Origin of the sequence: Gordonia hongkongensis, from assembly GCF_023078355.1 — a bacterium.
Lineage (GTDB): Bacteria > Actinomycetota > Actinomycetes > Mycobacteriales > Mycobacteriaceae > Gordonia > Gordonia hongkongensis.
Genome location: NZ_CP095552.1, coordinates 868,702 through 884,604 on the forward strand (window position 1 = coordinate 868,702; position 15,903 = coordinate 884,604).

Sequence of the window (15,903 nt, forward strand, 5' to 3'; positions counted from 1 at the left end):
CTCAGAACAACTGACCGAGGTAGAACTGAGCGCCCTGGTCGTCGGTGCACCGCGCCGAGATGCCGTAAGGGGCCGCGTTCGGTTCCTCGAGCACCGTGCCGCCCGCGGCCCGGACACGTTCGACCGTGGCCACGACGTCGTCGGTCGTCCACATCGGCACCGCCACCGAGCTCTCGGCGCCGCCCGCGAGCCCGACCTGCGGTCGCGAGTCGTCGACCTCCCAGCCGTCGTCGATGCGTCCGCCGTGGAACGTCCAGCCGAGGACCGATCCGTAGAACGCGCGGAAGCGTCCGCTGTCGGGCGTCAACACCGTCAGGTAGGTCATGGCCCCGGGGTCGCGCGGGTGTGCCTGCGGCCGTTCGTCGCCGGGGTTCGCGGCGTAGACCGCGAACCGGACGCCCTGATCGTCGACGGCGTCGACCAGGCGATGACCGTCGGGACTCGAACCGAACTCGCCCCGCCCGCCCGCTGCGACGATGCGCTCGTGTGCGGCCTCGAGGTCGTCGACGGCGTACGCGCAGAAGATCGTCGGTGCGCCGTCGGTCTCGAAGATGCCGAGGCGATGGCCGACGTTGGTGACGCGTCGGCCCTCGGCGTCGAACTCCCAGCCCAGGACGTCGGCGTAGAAGCGTCGGGCGCGGGCGGCGTCGGGCATGTTCAGGGACATGTAACCGATGTCGCCCTGATGGACCATCTCGGTGCCCACGGTCCTCGACGGCCCACTCAGCATCCAGCGGTGGCCGAACGGGTCGACGATCACCGCGGTGCGGGTGCCGTGGGCTTCGTACGGCTCTCGGGTCACCGCGGCTCCCGCGCGGGCGGCCGACGCGACCGCGTCGTCGGTGTCGTCGACGGCGACCATCAGGCTGACCGAGACCTGTCCGGGTGCAGGCGCCCGGAGCCCGAGGTCCGGGAACTCGGCGGCGAGATAGACCGCGCCGCCGCCCAGTTCGAGTTCGGCGTGACCGATCACGCCGTCGGACATCACGATCGGCTCGCCGCGCAGCCGGGCGCCGAGCGTGTCGACGTACCAGTCGATCGCGGCCTGCGGTTCGGCGACGACGAGATACGGGAGGGCGCCGGGGCGTTCGACCGTCGGTTCCGGTCGGGCGGGCGCCTCGGTCCGGACGGTCTCGGTTGCGTCGAGTTGTGTTGCGGTGGCCATGACGACTCCTTCGGGTAGGGTCGCCCCGCGCTCGAGGCGGTCCCGCAGCGCGGCGGCGAAATCCAGGTCGGGACGGACCGGATCGTCGAAGCCCGGCGTGCGCGCTGCGTTCAGGACGTGCAGCGGATCTCGTGCTGCGTCGAAGCGCGAGCTGTTCCGGGTGCTCATGCGTGACCTCCTCTCCCGCTGGGCTGGGGTTGTGTTTCGGGGTAGGCGGCGCGGAACGCCCGCTTGGCCCTGGTGAGAAGCGCCTCGGTGGCGCCGACCGTGCGGCCCAGGATCTCCGCGCACTCGCCGACGGGGAGATCGTCGACATAGCGCAGCGTCAGCACCGAACGGTGGATCGGCGACAACTGGCCGAGGGTGTGATGGGCGACCATCCGGTCGAGTTCGGTGTCCCACGGGTCGTCCCCGTGGTCGGGCAGGTCGTCGACCGGTTCCGGCGTGCGCTGTGCACGTCGCCAGTGGTCGGCGAGTTTGTGCCGGGCGATCCCGATGAGCCACGGAGTGGTCGGTTCGGTGTCGCGGCGTCGTCGGACGGAGTCCATGGCGGCCAGGAAGGTCTCCGAGGTGACGTCCTCGGCGGTACGACGATCCGTGCAGCGCCGCACGACGAAGCCGTACACCTCCGGCAGTGCCTGGTCGTAGACCGCCAGCAATCCCTCTGGTCCCCGGGCCGAAGAAACCGGTTGGTCGCTGCTCACATCTCTATCGTCGCGGCCGGACCCGATGATCCGACGCCCGTGGCGGAAAAAACTTGCGCCGTTCTCCGGGCGGTCACGGGAGCGGTGCGTTCTCCGACGGTGAGCTCGATGATCTCGTCGGCCAGAATCTGTGGCTGGTCGAGTGAGACGAAGGTCCGGGCGTCGGGAACCTCGACGAACGGCGCCCCGCCCGGGAAGACGGCGGCCAGGCGGCGTCCGTGGGCGGGGGTGAAACACCGGTCGTCGCGACCCCACACCATTCGGACCGGGAGGTCGACGCGCGACATCCGCGGGGTGATCTGCGCCAGTTCGGCGGGGCGGATGCCGCGGAGGAACGCGATGAAGTCGTTGCGGATGCGTACGTCGCGCTGCAGCGGTTCGAAGACCGAGCCGGTGAGGTCGGGATCGGGATCGTTCAACAGCAGACCGACGCCCAGCGCGGAATGGCGTAGTGCACGCAGGCGCATCGCCTCGGCCAGCGGTTTCAGCAGAAGTCGGTGCTTCATCAGCGCGAAGTACAACCGGAACGGCTGCGGCGGAAAGAGATCGAAGGCATCGCAGTTGGTGAACACCAGCCGGCTGACGAACGCGGGATCGTCGTCGAGGGCGAATTGGGTGATGGCGCCACCGGAGTCGTTGGCCACGAGGGTCGCGTCCGACAGGTCGAACCGGTCGACGAACTCACGTAGGAGCTTGCTCATCCCGCGCGGCGAGCGGTCGGCTCCGGGGCCGAGCGGGATGCGGTGCGAGCCCAGCGGCATGAGGGGCACATGGCACCGGAATCCGCGCTCGGCGAGCAACCGTGCCGTCGGTTCCCACAGCCGGTGGTCGACGACGGCGCCGTGGACGAAGACGACCGGCGGATGCGCCGAGTCGTCCGGACCGTAGGTCGCGTACTCGATGACGCCGGACGGAAGTTCGACGGTCGGCAGTGCAGTCGTCATGGCGAGACCCGCTTCTCGTAGACTCGGTAACTTACGAACACTCAGTACGAAAGTTACGTGCAACCTGTATGAAAGTCAACCGTCGTACCCAGGCCGAGCGGACCGCGGCGACCCGCGCGTCGTTGATCGACGCCGGCCGGAAGCTGTTCGGTGAACGCGGCTTCGCCGACGTCGGCACCCAGGAGATCGTCGCCGAGGCCGGCGTGACGCGCGGTGCGCTCTACCACCAGTTCGACGACAAGAAGGGGCTGTTCGTCGCCGTCTACGACGACGTGGAACAGTCGATCGTCGCCCAGATCGCGGCGGCCGTGGGGGAGCGCGCCGGCGAGGACCCGCTCGCCGCGCTGAAGGCGGGTATGCGTCTGTTCCTGCGGTTGTGCACCGAACCGGAGGTGCATCGGATCACGCTCGTCGAGGCGCCGTCGGTGCTCGGATGGAGTGAATGGCGTGCTCGCGGAGAAGAATTCGGATTCGCACTCGTCGAAGGCCTGATCGCGGCCGCGATCGCCACGGGCCAGGCGGTCGAGCAGCCCACGCGCCCGCTGGCCCACGTCGCGATCGGCGCGCTCGACGAGGCGGCGCTCTTCGTCGCCGCCGCCGACGATCGCGAGGCCGCCACCGAACAGGTCGCCGCCGTCCTGGAACGGATCGTCGACTCCTTCGCGACCTAGTCGCTCCTGGCGGTCAGTTGCCGCCGGCGCGCACCAGCTCGGCGCAGCGTTCGCCGACGAGCATCACGGTGAGGTTGGGGTTCACCGTCGTGTGTTCCGGGAACACCGACGCGTCGGCCACCCGAAGTCCTGCAACACCTTTCACGCGGAGTTCGGGATCGAGCGGCGACAGCTCGTCGTCGGGCGCACCCATCCGCACGGTGCCGACCGGGTGGTAGACGGTGTTGTGGGTGCGGGTGATGTAGTCGGCCAGTTCGGCATCGCTCGTGGCGGCGGGGCCCGGATAGAGTTCGCGCGCAACCCACGTCGCCAGCGGCTCCGCGGCGGCGATCTCCCGCGCCTTGCGCAGGCCCGCGATCATGATCCGCATGTCGTAGCCCTCGAGATCGGAGAAGTACCGCGGGTCCACGCGGGGCTTGTCGCGGAAGTCACGGGAGCGCAACCGCACCGTGCCCCGTGACCGCGCGTGCGTCACGTTCGGTGTCAGGCAGAAGGTGTTGTCACTGGTCGGATAACCCTGGCGAAGGGTGTGCATGTCGAACGGCACGCTGCCGTAGTGCATCATCAGGTCCGGCCGGGTCAGACCCGCATCGACGGTGGTGAAGATGCCCGCCTCCCACCACTGGGTCGACTCGCGGACCATCGGCTTCGCGGTCTCGAACCCGATCACCCCTTCGGGGTGGTCCTGCAGGTGTTCACCGACCCCCGGCGCGTCGACGAGGGCCTCGATCTCGTGCTCGCGCAGGTCGTCGGCCGGCCCGATTCCCGAGAGCATCAGCAACTTCGGGGAGTCGATCGCCCCCGCCGACACGATCACCTCGCCCCGGGCCTCGATCCGTGTCGTGCGACCGAACGCGTTGTCGGTGATGTCGACGCCCACGGCACGCAACTCGCCGTCGACCCGCTCGATGACCACCCGTTTTGCCCACGATCCGGTGCGGATGGTGAGGTTCGGCCGGTCGAGGTGCGGGTGCAGATAACTGACCGACGACGAGGCGCGCACACCGTCGGGTCGTCGGTTGATCTGGAAGAAGTTGGCGCCGTTGACAACCGTGCTGCCGCTGTTGAACTCGACGCGGGGGATGCCGACCGACTCGCAGGCCTCGAGCAGGGCGACCCCGCACGGGTCGTTCGGCGGCACCGTCATGAGGTGGACCGGACCGCTGCGACCGTGGTGCGCGCCCGGCGCGTCGTTGGTCTCGATCTGCGGGTAGAGGCGGTATAACTCCGCCGAACCCCATCCGGCGCACCCGAAGTCACGCTCCCACGAGTCGAGGTCCTCGCGCGGCGCCCAGAAGGCGATGCAGCTGTTGTGCGAACTGCACCCGCCGAGGACCTTCGCCCGGGCGTGGCGCATGAAGTCGTTGCCGTTCTCCTGCGGTTCGATGGGATAGTCCCAGTCGTAACCGGATTCGAGGAGTTCCATCCACCGGTCGAGCCGCAGGATCGCGTCGTCGCCGACATCGGACGGACCCGCCTCCAGCAGGCACACCGAGACCGAGGGGTCCTCGGACAGCCGCGACGCCACCACGGCACCCCCGGAGCCGCCGCCGACGACCACGTAGTCGTAGGTCTCGCTCATCGTCGCTCCTCGCCGTCTCCGGACCGGTCCGCGAACCAGCCGGTCACGCCCGGTCGGAGATTCTCGTAGACATGTTTGGCTTCGCGGTACTCCGCCAGACCGGACGGTCCGAGCTCCCGCCCGAAGCCCGACTGGCCGTAACCGCCCCACTCGGCTTCCGGCAGGTACGGCCCGAAGTCGTTGACCCACACCGTTCCGGCCCGGATTCGTCCGGCGATGCGGCGGGCGCGTGCCGCGTCGGCCGACCAGACGGCCCCCGCGAGACCGTAGACGGTGTCGTTGGCCAGGGTCACGGCCTCGTCCTCGGTGGCAAAGGTCTCCACGGTGACGGTCGGTCCGAACGCCTCGTCGTGCACGCAGGCCATCGAACGGTCGGCGCGATCGATCACGGTGGGCAGATAGAACCATCCGTCGTCCAGGCGCCCCGAACCCGCATCGCCCGTGGCGAACGCGCCACCGGTGCGGATGATCGCGCCATCCGCACGAGCCTGTTCGACGTAGGCGTGCACCTTGTCTCGGTGTGCCGCCGAGATGAGCGGTCCGGTCTCGGTGCCCTCGGAGTAGGGCAGGCCCAGCCGGATCTGCTCCGCGCGGCGGACCAGCTCATCGACGAAGCGATCGTGTGCGGACTCCTCGATGATGAGCCGGGCTCCGGCCGAACAGACCTGCCCCGAATGCAGGAACGCCGCGTTGAGTGCGTTGTCGACCGCTGCCGCGAGGAGTTCGTCGGTGGCGCAGGCGTCGGCGAAGACCACGTTCGGGTTCTTGCCCCCGAGTTCGAGCGCGACCTTCTTCACCGTCGCCGCCGCCTCGCGGGCGATGACCCGGCCGGTCACGAGCCCACCGGTGAACGAGACCAGGTCGACGTCAGGATGAGACGACAGCGGAGCGCCGGCCTCGGCGCCCGCGCCCAGGACGAGGTTGCCCACGCCTGCCGGGAGACCGACCTGCTCGAGGACCTGCATGAGCAGGATCGACGTGTGCGGGGTGAGTTCGGCGGGCTTGAGCACGAAGGTGTTGCCTGCCGCCAGTGCCGGCGCGACCTTCCACGCCGCCTGCAGCAGCGGGTAGTTCCACGGTGTGATCAATCCGCAGACGCCGACCGGTTCGTACACGATGCGCGAATCGGCGTCGGGTGACCCGGTGTCGACCACACGCCCGGCGTCGGCCGCCGCGAGCTTGCCGAAGTACCGGAAGCAGTTCGCGATGTCGGTCATGTCGATGTCCGACTCGTAGGGCCGCTTGCCGGTGTCGAGGGTCTCGGCGCGGACGAACTCGTCTCGGCGCTCGTCGATCTGGGCGGCGACGCGGAGAAGGAGGTCCCCACGGTCGGCGGCGGGTGTGGCGCTCCACTCGCCGGCGTCGAACGCGCGGCGGGCCGCCGCGATGGCCTGCTCGGTGTCGGACACCCCGGCCTCGGCCACCACGCCGACGACTGAGTTGTTTGCGGGACACCGGATCTCGCGGGTCTCGCCGGAAGCGGAGGGCCGCCAGCGGCCGCCGATGTAGAGGGTCTCGCTCATCGAGCCGGTGCTCCTTCGGAACTGCTGTCGGGGATGTCCGTGTCGCTGTCGGGCACGGTACCGTCGCCGGCGGCCGGATCGGGTTCGGGGTCGTGGTGATCACCGGCCGCATCCCGCAGATGCAGATAACCGAGATGGCGTTCGTACTGGTCGAGGATGTCACCGATGATCTGGTCGCGGGTGTATCCGGTGAGCGAGTAGCCCTGGGACCCCTCGGTGAGATACACCTCGCACCGGAAGTAGCGATCGTCGGACCGCTGGGTCCGGACCGCGTACGTCGGGGTCGGCGCCGAGACCGGCCACACGCAGTACTCGAACCGGGGGACCTCGGCGAGTTCGACGACCAGGCGCGGCGACGGCAGCCCTTCGTTCTCGGCCGACTCGTCGACCGTCGCGGTGATCCCCTCCCGGCCGAATTGTTCGGCGACCTCGGTCATGGCCGGTACGACGTTGGCTTCGATGAACTTCCGGGTCGCAACCCGGCCGGGGAAGCGCAGCGTGCCGATGAGTCGCTGTCGCCAGCTGCCGTGTTCCGTCGGGCCGCGCCCGACGGCGATCACCTTGGGCAGCGTCGTCCGGAAGCTGTCGAGTTTCACCGACTCGTTGCGGACGGCACGGAGCAGTGAGATGCCGATGAGCCCGAGGACGAAGGAGAACGGCAGGCCCATGATCACCGTCGCGGCCTGCAGGGTGAGGATGGACCCGTCGCCGCCGCCGGCGAACAGCATCGACAGGGTCAGCAGACCGATCGCCACCGACCAGAAGATACGAAGCGACCGTGTGCAATCGGCCATCGGGTCGTCGAGGCGGCTGGTGAAATTGCCCATCACGAGCGAGCCGGAGTCGGCGCTGGTCACGTAGAACAGCAGGCCGGTGATGGTTGCGATCCCGATGAGCAGCGTCGAACCCGGGTACTGATCGAGCAGCGAATAGAACCCGGCCTCGGGTGTGGAGGCCGTCGTCTCGGCGAAATCCGCATCGCCGCGGGCCACCTTGCAGGGCACTGTTCCCGAAGATCGAGATCCACACCAGGATGAAGCTGAACGGGACCACCAGCACGCCGAAGATGAACTGCCGCAACGTGCGTCCGCGCGAGATGCGGGCGAGGAAGAGCCCCACGAACGGCGCCCAGGCCACCCACCAGGCCCAGAAGAACAGGGTCCAGCCATCGACGAAGGCGCGGGCGTCGTTGCCGGGCGGCGGGTTCACCTGGTCCCACGCGAAGGTGTCGAGCGTCCGGTCGGCGAAGGTGGAGACGTAATCGCCCGCGTTCTGGACGAGGCCGTTGAGCAGGAAGTCCGCGTCTTTGGCGACCGTGATGTATATGAGCAGGCAGATGGCCAGGATGACGTTGATCTCGGAGAGGCGTCGAATGCCCCTGTCGACACCAGAGGTCGCAGACGCGGTCGCGATCACCACAGCCAGGACGATCAGGCCGATCTGAGCCGCCTTGCCCTGTTCGATCCCGAAGATCTCGTTCAGCCCGAAGTTGAGCTGAACGACGCCGATCCCCAACGAGGTCGCGATCCCGAAGATGGTGCCGAGGACAGCCGCGACGTCTATCGCGTCGCCCCAGCGACCTTCGACACGCTTGCCGAAGATCGGGTACAGCGCTGCCCGGATCGTCAGCGGCAGATTGTGCCGGAAGGCGAAATACGCGAGCGCGCCGCCCATGAGCGCGTACATCGCCCACCCGGTGACCCCGTAGTGGAAGACCGTCCACGTGACCGCCTCGCGCGCAGCCTCGTTGGTCTCCGCGGGCCCGGTCGGCGGGTTGAGGAAATGGGTCACCGGTTCGGCGACCGAGAAGAACATCAGATCTATGCCGATCCCCGCGGCGAACAGCATCGCCGTCCAGGTGAACAGGCTGTACTCGGGGCGCGATTCCTCCGGTCCGAGCCGGTAGCGCCCGTACTTGCTGAGGCCGAGGAACACCACGAGACCGACGATGGCGGTGGCGAGGATGAAGTACCACCAGCCGAACCAGCGGGTGATGAAGTCGCGTACGTCGTTGATCGTCGACTCGGCCGCTGCCGGTGCCGCCAGCGCCCAGACGGCGAAGGCGACCACGATGACAGCCGAGGCTATGAAGACGGTCAGATTGACCCGGCGCGTGGGCAATCGCCGCTCGCCGGTCTTGGTCTCGGCATGGACCGACGTGGACGGTCGAGCGGCGTCATCACTCATGGACCACGACGCTAGTCCGATCGCCGATGGGGCGGACCGTTTGGACGGATCCGTGTGAGTTGTTCTACCCGGTTCAGTGGGTGGCGAGTAGCTCCATGAGGTGTGCTTCGACGAGGGAGGGGCGGACCTGTCGTCGGCCGGGTCGGGGTGGTCGGACGTCGATGACGTGGCTGATCGTCGCCCATGAGCGGCGTGCGTCGTCGTGGGTGTGGCCGTCTGGGCGTGGGTGATCGCCGGGCCGGGGTGGTGGTCCGTGGATGTCGTTGCGCACGGTGTTCAGGTGGTGTGCGAACCGTCGGGGTATGTCGGGTCGACGGTTGAGGCGTTCGGGGTTGGGTGGCGCCCCGGGTTCAGCGTTCAACCGCCAGAGGCAGCGGCCTTCGTCGGGCCCGGACCGGACGATGCGGGTGGTGTACTGCCCGGGTTGGTCGCCGACCATGCGGTTGTGGCGTGGGCAGGCGGGGGCGAGGTCGTCGATGTCGGTGAGACCACCCTTCGCCCAATCCTTCTGGGCGTGATGCATGTCGACGTGGGTGGCGGGTTGGTCGCATCCTGGTGCCGAGCACACTTCGCCATCGGGGCGGGCAAACGACGCCAGGCGTTGTTCGCGCGTGGCGAGACGTTTCCCCCTACCGAAGTGCAGCGGCACGGTGGTGTGGTCTTTGAAGATCGCCAACCACGGTTGGATGTCGGCGGCCATTGCGATCAGGTCCGGGATGGGCAGCAGGGTGCCGGTGGCGGTGGTCGCGAGGCCGGCTTCACGAATCAGATCAGCGAGGTCGGCTTTGATGATCAGCTGCATCGGCAGCCCACGATGCGTGGTGCCGAGAGTGCCGTCAGCAAATTTGGCGGCCAGTGCGGCGTCGAGGGCGTCGTGATTCGTTTGGGCGGGGGTGCGGCCGTCGCGGTCGGCGGCGGCGGTCAGGGCGTCGGGGTCGGCGGTGGCGGCCGGGCCTTGGGGCGAGTGGGGGTCGTCGGGGTTGTTGAGTCCGGGTTTGCCCCAGACGGCGAACATCATCGTCAGCCGGGCGTGGAGTTCGGGAGTTAGGGTGCCGGAGATGGTGGCGGTGCCATCGGCGCGTTGCCGGCCGATCCACAGGCCGCGGCGTCGTTTCTGGTCCGAATCGTCGGCGAGGGTGCCGTCGGGGTCGAGGTGAGCGAGCAGCCGGGCACCGAGTTGGGTGATGTCAGCAGGCGTGTGGTCGACGGCGATCTCGGCCATCTGTCGTTCGGCGGCGACCTTGATGTCGTGGTCGACGGCTACCGGGATGCGGTCGAGGACATCCAGGGTGGCCTGCACGTGCCCGGAGCCAACAGCTCCCACAGCGAACGCCTCGGCCAGCGTGGGGTGTTCGGGCTCCAGAATGTCGCCGCCCAGGCTGGTCCGGTGGGAGGTGGCATCCATCTGTATTCGGCGCCGCACCGGGTTGGACACCCGCAGCCGGTGGGTCATGAACTGCATGAGTGTCCTGCAGCCTGCCTTGCGGGGGAGGTCGCGGGCCTCGACCTGATCGATCTGCCGGTCACCGGCCACGGTCAGCCGGGCGATCGCTTTCTCGGTGTCGGCCGCCAGATCGGCCAACTCGGTATCGGTGCACGGCGCCAGGTCCACGGTCTGTAGTTCGTCGAGGATGCGGTGGAGGTCGGCCACCAGCTCGACGGCACGTGGTTGCGCCGTGGTGGTTTCGTCAGACATGGTCACCTCCCCCGAGTACCGTTGCTGCGAATGTACGTTCGAGTGTACACGGCCATCGGTCGCCGTCAATACCAAAAATGTTGTCGTGCAACAGAACTGAGCGCCTACATCTTGTCGGTGTCGTGTGATAGGCGTCCGCCGCGTGTCGTGGCCGTGCTCGCCGTGTACCGGGCCGTACCCGGATGCACCCTGCTGCTCGTTGGTGTGCGACGGTCGCAGTCAAGCGAGGGCCAGATCTACCGAGGCCCGGCAGCGGCCCGGGTGGTCCCCATTCGCCTCCTGTGGTCTCGTCGGCCGGCGGTTTCCGCGATACCCGGCTGCTGTCGGGCACAACGCGGGCGCCGCGTCGCGGGTCCCAGCGCCCGGTGGGGGCGCATCCCGGGCCGTCGGCGGCCCGTTCGCTCTCGGCGTAGACGGCGGGGAACACAGCCCCGGCCTGCGCAGTTGTACTGGGCACATCCCCGCCGCAACGGGGGATCCATGCACTCTGCGCAGGCGTTAACTGCAGGTGCACCCCAGACGACCTCTAGAGTGGAAGCAGGCTGGTCGTCGTCTATCCGCACCGGTTGTCCTCCGGGACCTCCGAGGTGGTCTCCGCGGCGGCCGGGGCGCTAGCAATGTGAGGGAGAACAATGTTCGAACGGTTCACCGACCGCGCGCGTCGGGTTGTGGTTCTGGCCCAAGAAGAAGCGCGCATGCTCAACCACAACTACATCGGTACCGAGCACATCCTCCTCGGCCTCATCCACGAGGGCGAGGGCGTGGCGGCCAAGGCGCTCGAGTCGCTCGGGATCTCGCTCGAAGGGGTTCGCAGCCAGGTCGAGGAGATCATCGGCCAGGGCCAGCAGGCGCCGTCGGGACACATCCCGTTCACCCCGCGTGCCAAGAAGGTGCTGGAGCTCTCGCTGCGCGAGGCCCTGCAACTCGGCCACAACTACATCGGTACCGAGCACATCCTGCTCGGCCTGATCCGCGAGGGCGAGGGCGTCGCTGCCCAGGTGCTGGTGAAGCTCGGCGCCGACCTCAACCGGGTCCGCCAGCAGGTCATCCAGCTCCTCAGCGGATACCAGGGCAAGGAGCCGCAGGAGGCGGGCACCGGCGGTCGCAGCAGCGAGTCCGGCACCCCGTCGACCTCGCTGGTCCTCGACCAGTTCGGTCGTAACCTGACCGCCGCGGCCTCCGAGGGCAAGCTCGACCCGGTCATCGGCCGGGAGAAGGAAATCGAGCGCGTCATGCAGGTGCTCAGCCGCCGCACCAAGAACAACCCGGTGCTGATCGGTGAGCCCGGCGTCGGCAAGACCGCCGTCGTCGAAGGCCTGGCGCAGGCCATCGTGAACGGCAAGGTCCCCGAGACCCTCAAGGACAAGCAGCTCTACACCCTCGACCTCGGTTCGCTGGTTGCGGGCAGCCGCTACCGCGGTGACTTCGAGGAACGCCTCAAGAAGGTGCTCAAGGAGATCAACACCCGCGGCGACATCATCCTGTTCATCGACGAGCTGCACACGCTCGTCGGCGCAGGTGCCGCCGAGGGTGCCATCGACGCCGCCAGCATCCTCAAGCCGAAGCTGGCCCGCGGCGAGCTGCAGACCATCGGCGCGACGACCCTCGACGAATACCGCAAGTACATCGAGAAGGACGCCGCACTCGAGCGCCGCTTCCAGCCCGTGCAGGTGGGCGAGCCGTCTGTCGAGCACACCATTGAGATCCTCAAGGGCCTGCGCGACCGGTACGAGTCGCACCACCGCGTCTCGATCACCGACGGCGCGCTGGTCGCCGCCGCCACGCTGGCCGACCGCTACATCAACGACCGGTTCCTGCCGGACAAGGCGATCGACCTCATCGACGAGGCCGGCGCGCGCATGCGCATCCGCCGAATGACCGCGCCGCCAGACCTGCGTGAGTTCGACGACCGCATCGCCGATGCGCGCAAGGAGAAGGAAAGCGCGATCGACGCGCAGGACTTCGAGAAGGCCGCCAGCCTCCGCGACAAGGAGAAGCAGCTGGTCGCCGAGCGCGCCGAGCGCGAGAAGCAGTGGCGCAGCGGTGACATGGACGTCGTGGCCGAGGTCGACGACGAGCAGATCGCCGAGGTCCTCGGCAACTGGACCGGCATCCCGGTGTTCAAGCTCACCGAGGAGGAGACCACGCGTCTGCTCCGCATGGAGGAGGAGCTGCACAAGCGGATCATCGGGCAGGAGGACGCCGTCAAGGCGGTCTCGAAGGCGATCCGTCGTACCCGTGCCGGCCTGAAGGATCCGAAGCGGCCGTCGGGCTCGTTCATCTTCGCCGGTCCGTCCGGCGTCGGTAAGACCGAGCTCTCCAAGGCGCTGGCGAACTTCCTGTTCGGCGAGGACGACGCCCTCATCCAGATCGACATGGGCGAGTTCCACGACCGCTTCACCGCGTCGCGTCTGTTCGGTGCCCCTCCCGGGTACGTCGGCTACGAAGAGGGCGGGCAGCTCACCGAGAAGGTGCGCCGCAAGCCGTTCTCGGTGGTGCTGTTCGACGAGATCGAGAAGGCCCACTCGGAGATCTACAACACCCTGTTGCAGGTCCTCGAAGACGGTCGCCTGACCGACGGTCAGGGTCGCACGGTCGACTTCAAGAACACCGTGCTGATCTTCACCTCGAACCTCGGTACCTCGGACATCTCCAAGGCCGTGGGCATGGGCTTCTCGTCGAGCGACGGGACCCAGTCGAACTACGAACGGATGAAGCAGAAGGTCAACGACGAGCTCAAGAAGCACTTCCGCCCCGAGTTCCTCAACCGCATCGACGACATTGTCGTGTTCCACCAGCTCACGCGGGAAGAGATCATCCAGATGGTCGATCTCATGCTGACCCGCGTGGAGGGTGCGCTGAAGAACAAGGACATGGCTCTCGAGGTCACCGACCGCGCGAAGGCCCTGCTGGCCAAGCGCGGCTTCGATCCGGTGTTGGGTGCGCGTCCGCTGCGTCGCACCATCCAGCGCGAGATCGAGGACCAGCTCTCGGAGAAGATCCTGTTCGGCGACATCGCTCCCGGACAGATCGTCCTGGTCGACGTCGAGAACTGGGACGGCGAGGGCGACGGCGACGACGCCCGGTTCGTCTTCACCGGCTCGGAGAAGCCGCGCATGGTTCCCGACGCACCGGTCGAGCTCACCAAGGCCGGCGAGGCCGACGCGAGCTGAGCGCAGCCCGTCTGAGCTGATCTGACACCAGCGGCGGCGTCCACCCGACAGGGTGGCGCCGCCGTTGTGTTGTGCCCGGCTGGTGCGCGGTTCCGCGGATTGACACAGCCGACGCGGAGTGTCCCAGCGCCCGATAGCATCGATCTGTGACGAGCGATACATCAGAGGTCGGGCGCAAGTCCCGACAGGACCAGCCCACCATCACCGTCGAGCGAGATGGGGAGATCGCGATCTTCCGGCTCAATCGACCCGACCGGCTCAACGCCTTCACCATGCAGATGGGGGAGGAACTGCGGGCCGCGTTCGACGACACCGACGCTGACGACTCCGTTCGTGCCGTCGTGCTGACCGGCAACGGCCGCGCGTTCTGCGCCGGCGCCGATCTCGAGGCGGGCGGGTCCACGTTCGACGCCTCGTCGGTGGTGGACTCAGACGAGGTTCCAGCGGACGAGGGCGGGAAGTTGACGCTGCGGATGTTCGCCTCGCTCAAGCCGATCGTGGTGGCGGTGAACGGTCCGTCGGCCGGCGTCGGCGTCACGATGACGCTGCCCGCCGACGTCCGGATCGCCTCGGAGGACGCGAAGTTCGGGTTCGTCTTCGCCGCCCGCGGCCTGGTGCCCGAAGCCGCGTCGAGCTGGTTCCTGCCGCGGCTCGTCGGGTTGCCGACCGCACTGCAGTGGACGATCGGCGCGAAGATGGTGCCCGTCGCCGAAGCCCATGAACGCGGGCTGATTCAGCAGGTGGTCCCCAAAGACCAGGTGCTCGAGACCGCGATCGCCGTCGCCCGCGAGATGACCGCGAACAGCGCCCCCGTCTCGGCGGCGCTGACCCGACAGCTGTTGTGGCGGATGGCCGGTGCGCCCAGTCCGCTCGATGCCCACCACGCCGACTCGAAGGCGATCTTCTACCGCGGGCAGTCCGGTGACGTGTACGAAGGCGTCATGTCGTTCCTGGAGAAGCGTCCGGCGACCTACCCCAACACCGTGTCGGAAGATCTACCCGAGATCTTTTGATCACTCAGTCGAGGGTCCCGGCCTGGATGCCGATCTCGAGTACCACGAAGATCATCGCCAGCTGGATGGCGCAGCACCAACGCAGCGGCCGGCCAGGCCGGGAGTCCTCGGCGCACGCGGCGGACGACGAGGGTCACCGACACCGCCACCAGCACCACGGCCGACCCGATGCCCACCCCGATGGCGACCTCGGTCCAGACCGGACTCCCGCACTCCTCGTAGGCGCACGCGTCGGTGACGAAGACCGTCAGACCCGCGACGGCGATCGTGATCAGCGCCAAGACGGCGTGCACCAACCCCAGCACCACCGACGCGAACGCGTCAAGGGTCGACACGGGTGGCTGCGGAGGTGGATTCTCGGCGGTCTCCTCGGTGGGCATCCGCCGACGATAGCGTCGGACATTGTCCCGCGGGACCGGCGCGCGGTGAAAAACTCCTGCAAACAGCCCGTGTGAACTGGGTGAACATCCGAACACGCCGGACATAAACGGTGGCAGCGTCCATCGACCGCGGTTATCGTGGCGACAGAGCAGGCCCGACCAACGAGAGGAGGTGACGCAGATGTCGATGGGTGACAAGGCTTTCGCCGGCGAGTGGCGGACGGCCCCCTCCGACCGTCCGTGCGGACTGAAGTCCGACGGAAGGCCGGGACCGATCACATCACGCGTCACCAGTTCCTGAGGTCATGAACCTCGGTGGTCGGCGCACTCACTCGCCCACGCATCGAGGAGCTGTCATGACCATCTTCGTCACCAACGCCGGACTGCAGATCCTGGCGCGCGTCACCTGGCGTCGCGCCGCGGTTCTGTTGACCACCGAGGTCGCGCGGAACGTCGAGGGCACGCCGCTGGTCCGCGTCGTCCATTCGCCGACGCTGTCCCTGCCGATCCACAAGGTGGTGGCGATCAAGCGAGATGCCTACCGCCCGTTCGCCGGTAAGACGATGGACTCCTACGCGTCGAACGCGACCATCCTGCGGCGCGATCAATGGATCTGCGCCTACTGCGACGGTCCCGCCGACACCGTCGACCACATCGTCCCGGTCTCGCAGGGTGGGCCGAGCACATTCGGAAACCAGGTCGCGGCGTGCAAGTCCTGCAACGGTTTCAAGGCCAACCGGACGCCGCGCAAGGCGGGGATGGCCCTACGGCACGCCCCGTTCGTCTACGACCCCTGGGCCGCGGACCAGAAAGAGGTGTGGGAGATGTTCATCCTGCATCCGAAGACGGACTAGACGTTCGATCC

The 15,903-nt window shown here is 68.0% G+C and carries 11 protein-coding genes and 1 pseudogene; 4 read left to right on the plus strand and 8 right to left on the minus strand.

Going from position 1 to position 15,903, the window contains the following annotated elements:
- Position 1: 1 nt before the first annotated feature.
- The 3 genes from MVF96_RS03985 to MVF96_RS03995 are packed head-to-tail and all read right to left on the minus strand — an operon-like array spanning position 2 to position 2,813.
- Positions 2-1,333: a VOC family protein gene (locus MVF96_RS03985; RefSeq protein WP_247451310.1), complete on the minus strand. Its 1,332-nt coding sequence runs from the start codon at positions 1,331-1,333 to the stop codon at positions 2-4.
- Positions 1,330-1,824 carry an RNA polymerase sigma factor gene (locus MVF96_RS03990; protein WP_058251215.1) on the minus strand — a complete coding sequence of 165 codons (495 nt, stop codon included), beginning with the start codon at positions 1,822-1,824 and terminating at the stop codon, positions 1,330-1,332. Before MVF96_RS03990 ends, MVF96_RS03985 begins: the two co-directional genes overlap by 4 nt.
- Positions 1,825-1,865: 41 nt before the next feature.
- Entirely contained in the window at positions 1,866-2,813 is a 948-nt protein-coding gene (locus MVF96_RS03995; protein WP_247451312.1) for an alpha/beta fold hydrolase, read from the minus strand.
- A gap of 68 nt (positions 2,814-2,881) precedes the next feature.
- Between MVF96_RS03995 and MVF96_RS04000 the strand changes: the two genes are divergently transcribed.
- Positions 2,882-3,484: a TetR/AcrR family transcriptional regulator gene (locus MVF96_RS04000; protein WP_137810225.1), complete on the plus strand. Its 603-nt coding sequence runs from the start codon at positions 2,882-2,884 to the stop codon at positions 3,482-3,484.
- A gap of 13 nt (positions 3,485-3,497) precedes the next feature.
- Here MVF96_RS04000 and MVF96_RS04005 read toward each other — a convergent pair whose 3' ends face one another.
- From MVF96_RS04005 to MVF96_RS04020, 4 genes and pseudogenes are all read right to left on the minus strand, one after another.
- Entirely contained in the window at positions 3,498-5,066 is a 1,569-nt protein-coding gene (locus tag MVF96_RS04005; RefSeq protein ID WP_068970471.1) for a GMC family oxidoreductase, read from the minus strand.
- On the minus strand, positions 5,063-6,589 hold the full coding sequence (locus MVF96_RS04010) for an aldehyde dehydrogenase family protein (protein ID WP_247451314.1): 1,527 nt from the start codon (positions 6,587-6,589) through the stop codon (positions 5,063-5,065). Before MVF96_RS04010 ends, MVF96_RS04005 begins: the two co-directional genes overlap by 4 nt.
- Positions 6,586-8,776: pseudogene (gene betT, locus MVF96_RS04015) on the minus strand (choline BCCT transporter BetT). The gene MVF96_RS04010 and the pseudogene betT overlap by 4 nt, the downstream one beginning before the upstream one ends.
- 73 nt (positions 8,777-8,849) lie before the next feature.
- On the minus strand, positions 8,850-10,472 hold the full coding sequence (locus tag MVF96_RS04020) for an HNH endonuclease signature motif containing protein (protein WP_247451316.1): 1,623 nt from the start codon (positions 10,470-10,472) through the stop codon (positions 8,850-8,852).
- 632 nt (positions 10,473-11,104) lie between these two features.
- Between MVF96_RS04020 and MVF96_RS04025 the strand changes: the two genes are divergently transcribed.
- Together MVF96_RS04025 and MVF96_RS04030 are read left to right on the plus strand one after the other, a co-directional pair.
- Complete coding sequence (locus tag MVF96_RS04025) at positions 11,105-13,645, plus strand: ATP-dependent Clp protease ATP-binding subunit (protein WP_058251205.1); 2,541 nt, start codon at positions 11,105-11,107, stop codon at positions 13,643-13,645.
- A gap of 146 nt (positions 13,646-13,791) precedes the next feature.
- On the plus strand, positions 13,792-14,658 hold the full coding sequence (locus MVF96_RS04030; RefSeq protein WP_078111666.1) for an enoyl-CoA hydratase-related protein: 867 nt from the start codon (positions 13,792-13,794) through the stop codon (positions 14,656-14,658).
- Here the strand turns inward: MVF96_RS04030 and MVF96_RS04035 are convergent.
- Positions 14,616-15,038: a hypothetical protein gene (locus tag MVF96_RS04035; RefSeq protein WP_247451318.1), complete on the minus strand. Its 423-nt coding sequence runs from the start codon at positions 15,036-15,038 to the stop codon at positions 14,616-14,618. The two genes, MVF96_RS04030 and MVF96_RS04035, sit on opposite strands and share 43 nt — an antisense overlap.
- Positions 15,039-15,394: 356 nt before the next feature.
- Here MVF96_RS04035 and MVF96_RS04040 point away from each other — a divergent pair, with 356 nt between their 5' ends.
- Complete coding sequence (locus MVF96_RS04040; RefSeq protein WP_058251202.1) at positions 15,395-15,892, plus strand: HNH endonuclease; 498 nt, start codon at positions 15,395-15,397, stop codon at positions 15,890-15,892.
- Positions 15,893-15,903: the final 11 nt, after the last annotated feature.

Coding starts and splice junctions, on each gene's coding strand:
- MVF96_RS03985 (WP_247451310.1), bottom strand. CDS start 1,333: ATGAGCACCCGGAACAGCTCGCGCTTCGACGCAGCACGAGATCCGCTG.
- MVF96_RS03995 (WP_247451312.1), bottom strand. CDS start 2,813: ATGACGACTGCACTGCCGACCGTCGAACTTCCGTCCGGCGTCATCGAG.
- MVF96_RS04000 (WP_137810225.1), top strand. CDS start 2,882: ATGAAAGTCAACCGTCGTACCCAGGCCGAGCGGACCGCGGCGACCCGC.
- MVF96_RS04005 (WP_068970471.1), bottom strand. CDS start 5,066: ATGAGCGAGACCTACGACTACGTGGTCGTCGGCGGCGGCTCCGGGGGT.
- MVF96_RS04010 (WP_247451314.1), bottom strand. CDS start 6,589: ATGAGCGAGACCCTCTACATCGGCGGCCGCTGGCGGCCCTCCGCTTCC.
- MVF96_RS04020 (WP_247451316.1), bottom strand. CDS start 10,472: ATGTCTGACGAAACCACCACGGCGCAACCACGTGCCGTCGAGCTGGTG.
- MVF96_RS04025 (WP_058251205.1), top strand. CDS start 11,105: ATGTTCGAACGGTTCACCGACCGCGCGCGTCGGGTTGTGGTTCTGGCC.
- MVF96_RS04035 (WP_247451318.1), bottom strand. CDS start 15,038: ATGCCCACCGAGGAGACCGCCGAGAATCCACCTCCGCAGCCACCCGTG.
- MVF96_RS04040 (WP_058251202.1), top strand. CDS start 15,395: ATGACCATCTTCGTCACCAACGCCGGACTGCAGATCCTGGCGCGCGTC.